Raw genomic sequence first — 13717 nt, forward strand, 5'->3', positions numbered from 1 at the left:
CCGCCTGGGGTCTTTCGTCCGGATCAGGCGTGAGGCCGGCATGATCCGGACGAGACCCCAAGGGCTGTCCCGTAATCCCTGGTGGATCAGCGCGCGGCTTCGGACGCGGCGCATCGCAAGACGGAGAGGTGTCCTCGTACCGGTCGTATTCGGGCGTTCCGGCAACGCAGTGAGGTGCTGTGGCTGTCGTCGTGCGCCCGCCAGGGACTACGGAACAGCCCTCAGGAGGATGTGATGCCCCTCGGCCTCGGCCGACGGCCCGGGGCGGCGCAGCCCGGGCACCAGTAGCCCTCCTGCTGGACGTACTTCCAGCCGAGCTCCTCGATGTACGGGGAGGCGATGGTCGCGCTGTGGAGGACGTGACCGAAGAGGTCCGACTCGATGTCCGGTGGCGGGTCCGCGATGACCAGGTCGAACACGGCGCGCGCCTGGCAGCCCCGGCGATCGCACAAAAGGTGGAACCGCACAGGGCCGGGTGGCTCTCCGTCGGTGGTCAGGCTCATGCGTCCACTATGACTCCCGAGCCGGACGGATAGCTGCCGTTCCGCTCGACACCCGGGCCATCGGCCTCAGCGGCAGTTCACCCTCAACTGCGCTGCTGCGTGATGCGCGCCAACCAGTTCCTCGTCACCCCAGTCGCGCCCCCGGTCGATCAGCTGCACCGCGAACGTGTCGCCCTTGACCGGGTAGCTGCTCACATCGACGGCGGTGCCGCGATGCACGGTCTGACGTACGGCGAAGCCGGTATATGCGGAGTCCGCGTCGTCCGGGTTCGAGAGCACCCGGTACACGGTGGGGTTCCCCGCGACATCGCGGTCGCGGCCGCTGTCCGGCACGAACACGGTCAGCGCGCACTCACGGTAGCCACTGCCCAGGTGCCAGGACCAGGTGGCGGTGTTACCCCGGTCCTGGGTCGTGCTGCCCGACATCGGCACGGCGCTGAACCGCCCGTCGCACGTACTGCCCCGGTAACCGCCCGAGTCGACCGTGTACCAGCCGTCGTCACCGTCCTCGAACCGGCCGTGCTCGTGGTATTCGCCCGTCGAGCAGCCGGGCCCGGCCCAGGCCGTGTACGTGTAACCCCCCTTGTCGGGCGGTGACTTGACGGTACGAGACGGGCTGGGCGCCGGATACCGGGGCGACGGTGGTGACGACGGCGACTCCGAAGAGGCGGGTGCCGGGTCCGGGCTCTCCGTTCCGGACGGACCGATCCGGGTCGGGGCGCCGCCCCCGATGCCGTCCGGCGGGATACCCGCGCGTCCCACCGCCCCGGTACGCCGACCGCTGTCGTCGCCGCCTGAAGCGAGCAGCGAGGCGCCCGTGACCAGTGAGCCGGCCACCACCACAACTCCCGCCGCCAGCAGGGCCTTTCTGCTCCGCGGCAACGTGGACAGCCGGCCCGCGAGCGTCTCACGGGCGATCCAGGAACCGTCCTCGCCGGCCGACCGGGTTACCGATCCGCAGTCCGGACAGATCAATCCCGGCAGCGCACCCCGCTGTTCACTGCCGCACCGTTGGCACCTCATGGCAGCACACCATGCCAGGGCTACGCCCTCGGAGGGAGGGACCGTGCACGATTTGCACGCTCTCCCCTTGTCCGCGCTTCCCTGTCCGCGCCCTCCTCAGCGCAGCTCCTCCGGGCACGGCGTACCGGGCGACAGCTGGTACGGGGCCGCCAGCCGGTACACCCCGGGGCGCGGCGCGAGCAGTTCCGTCCACTCGTCGCCGTCCTCGTCCTCGTCCACCTTGAGCAGGCAGCCGTTCGTGTTGACGAAGGTCCGCGGGCTGTCCTGGTCCGCGCGCCGCTTGGACGACTCCGTCTCCTGCGGCCGCTCCACGCTCTTGCCCTCGTAATCGACCAGGGCGAGCCAGCGCGAGTACGGGATCCGGATCAGCACCCGGCCGGCCCGCTGCACATGGATGGTCAGCTCACCCGCACCCGCCCGGTCCACCGTCGCCGGCGGGTCGGCCAGCGGCACCGGGCTGTCGACCTCGAAGAGCTGCCAGTTGGGGTCGGACCAGATGGCCTTCAGATACGGCTGGCCCTTCTGGATCAGCGCCGCCTCCTGCGCCGCGCCGGTGGAGTCCGGCTCCCCCTTGGGCAGCACCACGTAGTGCACCGCCCAGCGGTCGAGCCACTGACGGTAGTTCACCGGGCCCAGCGTGTCGTCGTAGAAGAGCGGGTTGCGCTCCATGTCGGCCTGCCGGTTCCAGCCGCGGGCCAGATTGACGTAGGGGGCGAGCGCGGACGCCTCGCGGTGGCTGCTGGCGGGCACCACCTCGACCCTGCCGCGTTCCGCGCCGACCTCCTGGAGCTCGTTGACCAGCGGGGCCAGTTCCCGCGTCCAGGAGGCGGCAGGGGCGGTACGGACGATGTCGTCGACGCCCTTGACGCCGATCCAGATGTTCATGCCGGCGAATGCCAGGACCAGCGCGTACCAGCGCCGCGAACGCGGCACGGCGTACGGCAGCGCGGCGAGCAGCACCACCCCGGCGAACAGCATCGCCATCCGCGTGACGTTGGAGCCGATCTGCGAGTCGACCACATAGGTCAGCAGGGTCCCCGACCCGTAGACCGCGGCGGCGGTGCGGACCGTGCGCCACTCGCTCGGCACGAGGACGAGGACGAGAACGGCGAAGACGAACGGCAGGGACAGCGTCGCGAGCGACATCGGCTGCGTACCGGAGAACGGGAACAGCCACGCCGACAGTGCGACGACGACGACCGGCGCCAGGCCCAGTGCGTACGCGCCGGGGCGCCGTTTGTTCAGGAACAGCGCGGCGGCCACCACACCGAGGAACAGCCCCGCCACGGGGCTGCCCGCCGTGGCCAGCCCGGCGAGCGGTGCGGCGACGGCCGCCTTCGCCCAGCGCTTGTGGCGCCACCGGTACGGCCAGCAGAACACCGCGGCCACCGCGCCCAGCGCGAACATCATGCCGAGCCCGAACGTCACCCGCCCGGACAGCGCGTTGCACAGGTACGCGAACACTCCGGCGAGCGAGCAGGCGAGCGGGTTCCGGACGGCCCGGACCCGCACCACGATCAACGCGGTCAGCCCTGCCGACACCGTCCCGGCGATCATCATCGTCGTACGGACGCCGAGCACGGACATCAGATACGGCGAGACCACGCTGTACGAGACGGGGTGCATGCCCCCGTACCAGGCGAGGTTGTACGCGGTACCGGGATACCGGCCGACGAATTCGGCCCAGGCGTCCTGCGCCGCGAGATCGCCGCCACTGTTCGCGAAGAGGAAGAACCAGAGGATGTGGGTGACCGCGGCGGCCGCCGTCGCGATGGTGACGGGGTGGCGCAGCAACTGCCGGGTACGGGCCTGCCGACCGCCGGTCGGCTCGGGCGGTTCGGTAGCCGTGGCCTGCGGTTCCGGGGTACGCGGGGCGGGCAGCCGGACATTCATGCCGCCACCACCGCCGCTCGTCACGTCGCCTCGCACATCGCTGTTCCCGGCCGCCTCACGGCCGGGTCTCGGCTCCGCGGTGGTCACTACGGCTTCTCCCCGTCTCCGTACCACCTGTGAGGACGCCGTCCGGCGCTCCCCGGTTGTCCGGGGACGCTAACACGTACGCAAAGAGGAAGTCCGTGCCGGTACCGGCACGGAAAAAAGGGGAGAGGGTGCCGGGAACGGCACCCCCTCCCCCTTCCGCGTCAGCTGATTCGGGTCAGCTTCTGGCCGAAGGACGGGTTCGTCAGATCGCTCTGCAGCGCCACCGCCACCTTCACCTGGCTGGTCCCCTCACCCACGGTGAGCGTGCCGACGTGGGTTCCGGCGGCAGCCTCGTGCGGGAGCGTCTTCCCGTCGTCGGTCAGTTCGAGCTTGACCGTCAGACCGGGCCAGCCGACCGCCGCCACGTCCTCGGTCGCGACGACCGGGGTGGTACCGCCGAACCCGTCGTCGATCGCACCGACGACATCGCCCTTCCTGACCACCTTCCCGCTCTTCAGCAGGTTCTCGGTCGCGACCATCACGTCCTTGCTGACGGCGTTGACCGTGTCGATGATGGAGGGCCCCTTGTGCTGGCCCAGCACCGCACCGACGATCAGCTGGTCGGTGTCGCCGACCATCTTGTGCGCGGCAAAGAGCAGGTTGCCGCCCGCCTTGGTCGTGGAGCCGGTCTTGATGCCGAGGGCGCCGTCGTACGGCACGAGGGTGTTGTAGTTCCGCCAGGGCTTGCCCGACGGGTCGGTCCACGACGGCAGCTTCGTGATCGCCATCAGCGCCGGGATCTCCACCAGCTTCTGGCCGAGCTTCACCTGGTCCTCGGCCGAACTCACCGTGGTCGCGGTGAGTCCGGACGGGTCGGTGTACGTGGTGTTCTTCATGCCGAGGGACTTGGCGGTGTCGTTCATCTTCTTGACGAACGCTTCCTCGGAGCCGGCGTCCCAGCGCGCCAGCAGCCGCGCGATGTTGTTCGCGGACGGAATCATTATGGCCGAGAGGGCCTCCTGCTCGGTGAGCTTGTCCCCGGCCTTCACGGTGTTGAGCGTCGACTCGCCCGTGGTGTCCAGCTTGCCGTCCGACTCCCCCTTGGCATCGACCGTGATGGACGGACCGGCCTGGCCCTTCTTGAGCGGGTGGTCCTTGAGCACGACGTACGCGGTCATCGCCTTGGCCACACTGCCGATCGGCACGGCCTTCTGCTCCCCGAACGAGTCCACCGTGCCGAGGCCGGTCGCCGCCATGTAGCCCTGGCCCTCGTTCGGCCACGGAAGTGAGGGCTTGCTGCCGTCGAAGGCGTACGTCGACTGCGCCGTCAGCCGGAGCTCGGGCGTCGGCAGTGGGCGCACCGCCTGCACGATCGCAAAGACGATCAGCAGGAGCACCGCGAGCGGGGTCCAGATCTTGACCCGGCGCACGGCCGTACGGACGGGCGTCTCCGGCGGCGGAGGCGTGTTCGTCAGCTCGGCCAGCAGGTCGAGCGGCGGCCGGGGCGGCATCGGCTGCTGCCGGGTCCGCTCGGCACCGCTGAGCGAGGGCGCGGCGGCCGACGCGGGTGTCTCGGGCTTGCGGACGGCGGGGGCGGGCCGCGCCTCGTCGCGGCGCAGCGGCACGAACTGACTGGTGCGCTCCGCGGCACTCTCGGCCTCGGCCTCCGGCCTCTGCCGAGGCTTCTGCTCCGGCTTCGGCACGGGCGGGGTGATCTTCAGCGCGGTCGTCGGCTGGTCGACCCGGTCCGGCCGGACCGTCCTGAAGACAGCCGTGGGCTGATCGATCGCGCGCTTGTCCTCGGCAGGCTCGGAGGACTCGGCGGACTCGGCGGACTCGGCGGACTGGGACGTCTCGGCGGCATCGGCTGCCTCGACGCTCTCCCCGCCCTCGGGGCTCCCCTCGGGGGCGCCGGGGACCTGGGCCCCGTCGGCAGCGCCGTCGGCTTCGTCGTCCTCCGCCTCGCCCGCGTTCTCGCCCGGACCCTCGTCCGCGGCATCGGCATCGTCGGATGCCGCAGGCTTCACGGCGCCCTCGGCATGCGCCTCGTCGGCTTCGTCCTCATCCGCAGCAGCGGCATCGGCTGCGTCCGATGCGACCGGCTCGTCAGACTCATCCGACTCGTCCCCGGCCGTGCCGGCGGACGTCGTCCCGCTGTCACCCGCCTCGTCGACGACCTCGGGCGTGTCGCTCCGCGTGACATCGTCACTCTCGGTGACCGCGACCGCGTCGGGCTCCTCGTCCCGCTCGGCCTGCTCGGCCGTCTCCGACTTCTCGTCCTTCTGGGCCTGCTCGGCCTTCTCGGCCGTCTTCGCGCCGGCGGTGCCCTTCCCCACCCATGCGGCGACCGCAGCACGCAGCCGCGCGTCGCTCTCCTCGGGCGCTGCGGTCCCGGTTCCCGCCTCTTCGGCCGACCCGGCCGTCTCCGCGGCCCGGGCGCCCTCCTCGGACCCCTCCGGTTCCTCGGGCCCAGAGGCCGCCTCCGGGGCCTCGGGGGCGTCCTCGGCCCGCTCGGGACCGTGGGAGCCGTGAGAGCCGTTCCTCGCCCCTTCGAGGCCCTCGCCGAGGCCTTCGCGAGAGTCCTGCCCCTCGCCCTCGCCGGCCTCCACGGGCCTCGTACGGAACACCGCCGTCGCCGTATCCGGATTGCCTCGGGTTCCACCCGCGGCTCCGGTTCCGGCATCCGCCACGGCTGCCGCGTCACGGAAGACGGCGAGTCGCGGATCGCTTTCGCTCCGAGCCGCGCCCGACGACTTCTGCTGCTCCGACCTGTCGGGGGACTCGCCCGCCACCGATGCCTCCTCCATGCGCCGCGGGGACGCCCCCCGCACTGTCCGAACCAGCTACCAGTGTCCTGTGTGAACCCTCGGCCGGGCTGCTAGACGAGAACGACATACCTACTGGTTCCCGTACGAAGCACCCAGGCGCCCTCGACAGACCAATGTGAGAGGGGTCACCCTGTCATTCATCCACGCGGGGAGGCATGGATGGGCAGGAGCCGCAGAACAATTCCGGAGGAGCTTCTGCTGCTCGCTCTGGACCCGACCACGGGTACCACAGCGCAGCCGCAGTCGCTCGACCTCGGCCTCGCCGGAGCACAGCTAGTGGAGCTGGCTCTGGCAGGACGGATAGCCCCTGACGGGGATCGTATCGCCGTGGTGATGCCACGGCCGACAGGAGATCCGACACTGGACTCCGCACTGGAACTGCTGCGCCGACGCGGCAGCCCGGTCCGGGCCGTCCACTGGATTGGCGGGCCCCGGCTGGGGCTGCGTCAGACCTATCTCTCGCATCTGGAGCGGTGCGGCATGGTGCATGCCGTGGCGGGACAGATGTGCGGGGTGCTGCCGACGACTCGCTACCAGGCGACGGACACGGCAATCAGCCGGGAGATCAGATCCCGGCTGGACAGTGCGATCCGCACCGGTGTACCGCCGGACCCGCGGACCGCGGCGCTCGCCGCACTGGCCCACGCGGTCGGACTCGGCAAGCACCTCTACCCCGGGAACGAGGGGCGCTCGTCGCGCTCCCGGCTCCGGGACCTGATCAGACACGACCCGATGGGCGGTCTCGTGGCGCACGCCGTGATGGACGTCCAGAACGGGGCGGTCGCACAACCGCGCCGCAACCAGGCGGCGGGAGCGCCATTGCAACCGCAAGTGCAGTCGCAGTCACGCCGCGACAGCATGGTGCACACCGCGGCCCATTAGGGCAGCGGATCGCACCGCACCGCCGGGACAACCGAATACCGCCGCACCGACGTCCCCAAGACCCGGTTCGGGAGCCGCACCACGCGCGGGGCAGCCGGTCCACCGGCTGCCCCGCGCGCCTGCGTGTGGCCATTTCCCAGCGCAACCCGGCCCATGGGTGGCAATCTGCTGAGCAGTAGATACGCACAGCTACACAGCCGGAGGTGCCGTTTCCGTGCCGACCAACGTCAATCCCACCGTCAGGCGACGCCGGTTGGGTCAGGAATTGCGCCGCCTCCGCGAGCTCAAGGGCATGACGGCCGAGGAGGTGGCGGAGCGGCTGCTGGTCTCGCAGTCGAAGATCAGCCGCCTGGAGAACGGCCGCCGGTCCATCAGCCAGCGCGACGTCCGCGACCTCTGCGGGGTGTACGAGGTCGAGGACCACCGGATCGTCGACTCGCTCATGCAGATGGCCAAGGACTCCCGCCAGCAGGGCTGGTGGCACGCCTTCGGCGACATCCCGTACAGCGTCTACATCGGCCTGGAGACGGACGCCGAGTCGCTGCGGGTGTACGAACCCCAGGTCGTCCCGGGCCTGTTGCAGACCCGGAGCTACGCCGAGGCGCTGATCAACGGCGCGCTTCCGGAGGCGCCGCCGAACGACATCGACAAGCGCGTCAGCGTCCGCGCCCGGCGCCAGGACCGGATCACCGACCAGGAACATCCACTGCGGCTCTGGGCGGTCATCGACGAAGCCGCGCTGAGCCGGCAGGTCGGTGGCCGGCAGGTGATGATCGAGCAGTTGGAGCAGCTCGTCGAGCTGTCGCACCTGCCGCATGTGACCGTGCAGGTGCTGCCTTTCGAGATGGGTGCGCATCCGGGCATCAACGGGCAGTACGCCATTTTGGAATTCCCGGACGCCGCGGACTCCAGCGTGGTCTATATCGAGGGCGTCACCAGCGATCTCTATCTGGAGAAAGCGAATGATGTGCAGCGATACAGCGTCATGTATGAGCACTTGCGGGCACAGGCGCTGAATGTGGAGCAGACCCGGCACTTCATCGCCGACATCGCGAAGAAGTACGCCCGGCTGAGCACCGACTGAGCAGTTGCTGAACGCCGGGCGAACACCGGCTGAATGACAGCCGACAGCAGCCGACGGCAGTCCGGAGCCGGTATTCCGCAAAGTCCGTTATGCGGAAAAAGAAGCGATGTTACGGGTGGGGCGACGGCACGGTACACCGTCGCCACCTCAAAGTGGAAGGCCCGAATGGAATATGCCATCCGGTCGAGTGAACGGCGCCTTCACGCAACGATGTTGGCGAGTAGCGTCGATCACGCCAACAGGTTTTGCGGTTGGTACCTCTCACACAACTCTCTGAACCGGAGTGAACATGGCTATTCGTCAGGGTGCTACGGACAATTGGACGAAGTCGTCGTATTCCGGGGGCAACGGCGCATGCGTCGAGGTCAGGTCCCCTCTCGCCCAGGCGATCGCGGTGCGTGACTCGAAGGCCCCCGAGGGCCCCTCGATCACGTTCGTGCCCGGCGCGTGGAACGCCTTCGTCTCCGACATCGCGAAGGGCTCCGTCGACGCCTGACCCAATGCCCTTCCACAGACCGGGGTGCGGCACCGATACCGGTGCCGCCGGAAGCCCTCTCGACTGGTCCGCCGTCCTGGCCGAGGGGGCTCCTCCAGCAGATCCGGTCAACGCAGCTGATCCACGTACCGGTCCGTGCCGGGCACGGTCGGAATGAACGGCGCCACCAGCTCGACCCGGCCCAGGCCGGATTCCGCGACCGCCGCGTCGAGCCCGGTGAAATGCTCCGCCCAGCAGTCCCGCGGGTCCTCCTGGAGGAACCAGAGCAGGGTCAGCCGGGTGTCGACGCCCTCGACCTGCTTCACATAGGTCATCCGGTCACCCGGCAGCGGTGTGGGGCGGAAGACGGTCACCATCGCCGCCGGTGAGCCGCCGAGCCGCTTCGGCAGATGCCGGGAGCGCAGCCACTCCAGCAGCTCGGCCCGCTGCACGGCGCCTTCGGCGTCGATCACCTGGAGCACCAGTCCGCGGTACGGGTGGTCGAGGGCGTGGTAATCCCTGGGGCCCGCGGCGCCGTCCCGGTAGACCGTCGCCTCGTGGTCCTGGAACGCGGTGAACACATGGGTGCGGTCCTGGTAGACCCGGCCGTCCCGGTTCAGCCGCTTGTTGATCCCGACGGTCCACTTCATGTGGTCGTCGTAGCGCCCGTCCGTCACCCAGTACGTGGACAGGTAACACCCGGCGCCGACCGGCTGCGCGACCGCGGACTTCTCCGGGTAGCGCAGCTCCTGGAGCTCCCGGGTGGCCACCCAGCGCCGCCCGGCGAACATCCAGGGCATCGCCATCGCGCCCGCGTAGTAGTGATCATCTTCGTACCATCGGTTGTACGCGTATTCGTGGCCCGGACGCGGTTCCACCATGGTGATCAGCGCGTGGCCGGGATGGACTCCGTACGGCCCCAGCGCGGCCAGTTCGGCGTACGTGTCGCTGCGAGTCCCGTCGCTCATGCCATTCCCCTTCCGCACTCCGCCACAGCGCCCTACTCTGACGCCCCGTCAGGAAAATCGCCAGGGCCGGGAGGCACCGATGTTGCTCGCGGGGAAGACCGTCGTGGTGTCCGGGGTCGGTGCCGGACTGGGGCACCGGATCGCGGAGACGGTGGTACGGGACGGCGGCAGCGCGGTGCTCGGGGCGCGCACCGCGGAGCGGCTCGCCAAGTCGGCCGCCGAGATCGATCCCGAAGGCCGGCACACCGCCCATCTGGCCACCGACATCACCGACGAGGCACAGTGCGAGGCTCTTGCCGCGCTGGCTCTGGAGCGGTTCGGGCGGATCGACGCGGTGGTCCACGTCGCCGCCTGGGACAGCTACTTCGGCGGCGTCGAGGACGCCGACCTCGCGACCTGGCAGTCGGTGATCGACGTCAATCTGCTCGGCACGCTGCGGATGACGCGCGCCTGCCTGCCCGCCCTCAAGGAGCGGGGAGGCTCCGTGGTCGTCATCGGTACGCAGTCGTCGGTCGCCGCGCCGTCCCAGGTGCGGCAGGCGGCGTACGCGGCGTCCAAGGGTGCGCTCACCTCGGCGATGTACTCCATGGCGCGGGAGTTCGGCCCGCACCGGATCCGGGTCAACACGGTGCTGCCCGGCTGGATGTGGGGCCCGCCGGTGCAGGCGTACGTCCGGTTCACCGCGCACTCCGAGGGCCTGCCGGAGGCCGACGTGCTCGGCAGACTCACCGAACGGATGGCGCTGCCCGAGCTGGCCACCGACGGTGACGTGGCGGAGGCCGCGGTGTTCCTGGCGTCCGACCGCGCCCGGGCGATCACCGGGCAGTCCCTGCTGGTCAACGCGGGCGAGCTGATGCGCTGATCCGCTGTCGTTAAGGGCAGTTCTCCTCCTTCTCGGCCGCACGGGACCCGCATCCCGTGCGGTCTTTCTGCGCTCTCCGGTGCTCGTGATTGCTCTGCACAGCCTGACGAAGTGCCTGCTCATCGTGTGGCCGCCGTCACGTTCACGACAACGCCCCCGTGGGTCAAGAACAAGTAAAATCGTTCGACTTACTGATTGGCGTTCACATCCCTGATCGCCAAAAACCTTGACCGAGGTACCGAACAGGCGGTTCAATCCCCGATGTCCCCGCTCCCGCACGGGGCCCCGCTGGGCGGCCGTACTGACGAAGTGCGTAACCCCGTTCATAAGGCGGACCCCAGGAGGGGGCACATGAACAGTCTCGACTGGGTCGTGCTCATCGGCTACTTCGGCGTGATGATCGCGATCGGACTCTGGTCCCACAAGCGTGTGGACAACGTCAGCGACTTCTTCACGGCCGGCGGCAAGATGCCGTGGTGGCTGTCCGGCATCTCGCACCACATGTCCGGCTACAGCGCGGTGATGTTCACCGGGTACGCGGGCATCGCGTACCAGTTCGGCGTCACGTCGTTCGTGACGTGGTCGCTACCGATCGCCATCGGCATCGGCATCGGCGCCCAGCTCTTCGCACCGCGGCTCAACCGGCTGCGCTCGCGACTGCACGTCGCCTCGCCGCTCGAGTACCTCAAGAACCGCTACAACATCCCGACGCAGCAGGCGCTCGCCTGGTCGGGCCTGCTGCTGAAGATCGTGGACGTCGGCGCCAAGTGGGCGGCCATCGCCACCCTGCTCTCCGTCTTCACCGGCATCTCGATCTCCCAGGGCATCTTCATCACCGGCTGCATCACCGCCGTCTACTGCACGGTCGGCGGACTGTGGGCCGACGCGCTCACGGAACTCGGGCAGTTCATCATCCAGTTGTTCGCCGGTATCGCGATGCTCGTCACCGCCATGGCCAAGCTGGACGGTGTCAGCACGCTGTGGACGGTCTGGGACAAGCTGCCCGAGGGCCACACCGACCCCACGGCGGGCCCGTACACGGTGACCTTCCTGCTGGCATACCTCTTCATCAAGACGTTCGAGTACAACGGCGGCATGTGGAACCAGGCCCAGCGCTACATGGCCACGGACTCCGCCGCGTCGGCGAAGCGTTCGGCACGGCTCTCCGCCGTTCTGTGGCTGGTCTGGCCGACGGTCCTGTTCTTCCCGATGTGGTGCGCCCCGCTGCTGGTCCACGCGCAGAAGCCGGACGCCTCCGACAGCTACGCCCTGATGACCGAGCAGCTGCTGCCGCACGGTCTGCTGGGTCTGGTCGTCGTCGGCTTCTTCTCGCACACGATGGCCATGTGCTCCTCGGACGCCAACGCCATCGCGGCGGTCTTCACCCGGGACATCGCCCCGGTCCTCTCGAAGGCGGCCCGGACCTGGAGCAGCCGCACAGGTCTGCTGGCTGCCCGTGTGTCCACGCTCGGCTTCCTCGGTCTGTCGATGGCGCTCGCCACCCAGATCAACTCGCCGACGTTCAAGGACATCATCTCCGTCGTCATCAAGTGGGTGGCCGGCCTGATGGGTCCGATCGCGATCCCGTTCATGCTGGGTCTGCTGCGCAGGTTCCGTAAGTCGGGTCCGACGGCGGCGCTCGTCAGCTGGGCCGCGGGTCTGCTGGCGTTCTACTTCACCAACTACAACTTCGACGGTTCGGTGAAGACGAGCGTCGCGCTCCAGTACCAGGTGGCGCTGCCGCTGGCGATCTCGCTGGTGCTCTACATCGCGATCGGCTTCATCAAGCCGGAGGACACCCCGGAGCGCGACGCGCTGATCGAGCAGATCAACACGGACGGCGACGGTCCGTCGGCGGCCGGCGCGACGGTTCCGGCGCAGGCCGGTGCCGGCGACACCACCGTCGCGGAGGGCATGAAGGACTGATCTGCCCGCACGGAGCCGAGGGGCGGGGTACGGACACGGCGGTGTTCGCACCCCGCCCCTCGTACGTGCTCCGCGGGTCGGCCGCGAGCGCGGTGGTCACCCCCGCGGGTAGCGGGTCAGCCAGCCCGGTGCGGCGGCCGACGGGCTGTGCAGGGCCGGGCCCTGGGTCATCTCCATGGCGAAGTCGTCGGCGAGTTCGAGGAGGGTGGCCCTGCCCTCCAGTTCGGCGAGCCAGGCCGGCGGCAGCGCGGTCTCGCCGTGCAACGCGCCGAGCAGGGCCCCGCACAGGGCCCCGGTGGCCGCGGAAGGGCCACCGTGGTTCACCGCGAGCCGCAGCCCGTGCCGCACGTCCTCGCCGACCAGGGCGCAGTACACGGCGACGGCCAGCACTTCCTCGGCGGAGTCCGTGTCGCCCAGCGCCTCGATGAGGGCCGGGCCCGGGATCCCCTGGCGTACGGAGCCGAGAGCCTGTTTGAGCGCCTCGGTGACCTGTTCATGGCCGGGGCGCTCGGCCAGCAGCGCGAGGGCGTGCTGCACGGAGCCGTCCAGGGTCTCGCCGCGGGCCAGGCCGTGCACCATGACGGCAAGGGCCCCCGCGGAGAGCAGGGCGGTGGGGTGACCGTGGGTCTGGGCGGCGCATTCGACGGCCAGCTGGAGGACGAGCTGCGGCTCCCATCCGACGAGCAGCCCGAACGGGGCGGACCGGGTGAGGGCCGCCGAGTCGCGTGCGGTGGGGTTCTTGGGCCGGTCGAGGGTGCCCATCGTGGCGTCGCCGAACCCGGTGAGGCATTCCCGGGTGGGGGCGCGGCGGGCGTACAACCACTCCTTCTGGGCGAGCCAGCCGTTCTCCTGGCGGCGTTCGTCGGGCCCCCACTCGTGCTGGGTGGCGGCCCAGCGCAGATGGGCACGGTGCACATCGGTGGGCGGGTGCCAGGCGCCGGTGTCGCGACGGACCTGGGCGCGGATCAGCCCGTCGACGGTGAACAGGTTGAGCTGGGTGACCGCGGTGACCGCGCCGCGTCGGCCGTGGACGGGGGCGAAGTCGGTGACGGCGTCGGCTCCGTGGATCGCACGGATCTCTTCGAGCGAGAGACCGGCGACGGCCGCACCGAGCGCGTCGCCGATGGCGCCGCCCAGCAGACAGCCCCGTACCCGGCTGCGGAAGTCCTGCTGCTCGACACGGCCCCAGACAGCTGTGGCTCCTGTGCTCACCGTGCCCCTTCCCCGTCCTCGTACGGCTGCGCAG

11 protein-coding genes are annotated in these 13717 nt (G+C 69.8%); 5 read left to right on the forward strand and 6 right to left on the reverse strand.

Going from position 1 to position 13717, the window contains the following annotated elements:
* Positions 1-221: 221 nt before the first annotated feature.
* The 4 genes from ACFYP5_RS20210 to ACFYP5_RS20225 form a co-directional block, all read right to left on the reverse strand.
* Positions 222-503, reverse strand: a complete 282-nt coding sequence (locus ACFYP5_RS20210; RefSeq protein WP_389037651.1) for a hypothetical protein — start codon at positions 501-503, stop codon at positions 222-224.
* A 66-nt stretch (positions 504-569) separates the two neighbouring features.
* Positions 570-1478, reverse strand: coding sequence for an adhesin (locus tag ACFYP5_RS20215; protein ID WP_389037654.1), 909 nt, complete (start codon positions 1476-1478; stop codon positions 570-572).
* 144 nt (positions 1479-1622) lie between these two features.
* Complete coding sequence (locus tag ACFYP5_RS20220) at positions 1623-3506, reverse strand: MFS transporter (protein ID WP_389037657.1); 1884 nt, start codon at positions 3504-3506, stop codon at positions 1623-1625.
* Positions 3507-3667: 161 nt separating this feature from the next.
* Positions 3668-6238 (reverse strand): D-alanyl-D-alanine carboxypeptidase, encoded by a 2571-nt coding sequence (locus tag ACFYP5_RS20225; protein WP_389037660.1) that lies wholly within the window; start codon positions 6236-6238, stop codon positions 3668-3670.
* 195 nt (positions 6239-6433) lie between these two features.
* Here ACFYP5_RS20225 and ACFYP5_RS20230 point away from each other — a divergent pair, with 195 nt between their 5' ends.
* The 3 genes from ACFYP5_RS20230 to ACFYP5_RS20240 all read left to right on the forward strand — a co-directional run bounded on the left by ACFYP5_RS20230 (position 6434) and on the right by ACFYP5_RS20240 (position 8736).
* Positions 6434-7156, forward strand: a complete 723-nt coding sequence (locus ACFYP5_RS20230; protein ID WP_030927908.1) for a GPP34 family phosphoprotein — start codon at positions 6434-6436, stop codon at positions 7154-7156.
* Between the two features lie 214 nt (positions 7157-7370).
* Positions 7371-8240, forward strand: coding sequence for a helix-turn-helix transcriptional regulator (locus tag ACFYP5_RS20235; RefSeq protein ID WP_356496261.1), 870 nt, complete (start codon positions 7371-7373; stop codon positions 8238-8240).
* Positions 8241-8529: 289 nt separating this feature from the next.
* The gene (locus tag ACFYP5_RS20240) at positions 8530-8736 is read left to right on the forward strand and encodes a DUF397 domain-containing protein (RefSeq protein WP_313937809.1); all 207 of its coding nucleotides are present in this window, start codon (positions 8530-8532) and stop codon (positions 8734-8736) included.
* Between the two features lie 107 nt (positions 8737-8843).
* Here the strand turns inward: ACFYP5_RS20240 and ACFYP5_RS20245 are convergent, their stop codons facing one another.
* On the reverse strand, positions 8844-9683 hold the full coding sequence (locus tag ACFYP5_RS20245; protein ID WP_389037663.1) for a hypothetical protein: 840 nt from the start codon (positions 9681-9683) through the stop codon (positions 8844-8846).
* A 79-nt stretch (positions 9684-9762) separates the two neighbouring features.
* On the opposite strand from ACFYP5_RS20245, the gene ACFYP5_RS20250 reads away from it, so the two are divergent.
* Both ACFYP5_RS20250 and ACFYP5_RS20255 read left to right on the forward strand, forming a co-directional pair.
* Complete coding sequence (locus ACFYP5_RS20250) at positions 9763-10545, forward strand: SDR family oxidoreductase (protein WP_389037666.1); 783 nt, start codon at positions 9763-9765, stop codon at positions 10543-10545.
* 351 nt (positions 10546-10896) lie between these two features.
* Positions 10897-12471, forward strand: coding sequence for a sodium:solute symporter family protein (locus tag ACFYP5_RS20255; protein WP_389037669.1), 1575 nt, complete (start codon positions 10897-10899; stop codon positions 12469-12471).
* A 96-nt stretch (positions 12472-12567) separates the two neighbouring features.
* Here ACFYP5_RS20255 and ACFYP5_RS20260 read toward each other — a convergent pair whose 3' ends face one another.
* Positions 12568-13683: an ADP-ribosylglycohydrolase family protein gene (locus ACFYP5_RS20260; RefSeq protein ID WP_389037672.1), complete on the reverse strand. Its 1116-nt coding sequence runs from the start codon at positions 13681-13683 to the stop codon at positions 12568-12570.
* Between the last annotated feature and the right edge of the window lie 34 nt (positions 13684-13717).

This window comes from Streptomyces sp. NPDC005262 (assembly GCF_042872425.1).
Lineage (GTDB): Bacteria > Actinomycetota > Actinomycetes > Streptomycetales > Streptomycetaceae > Streptomyces.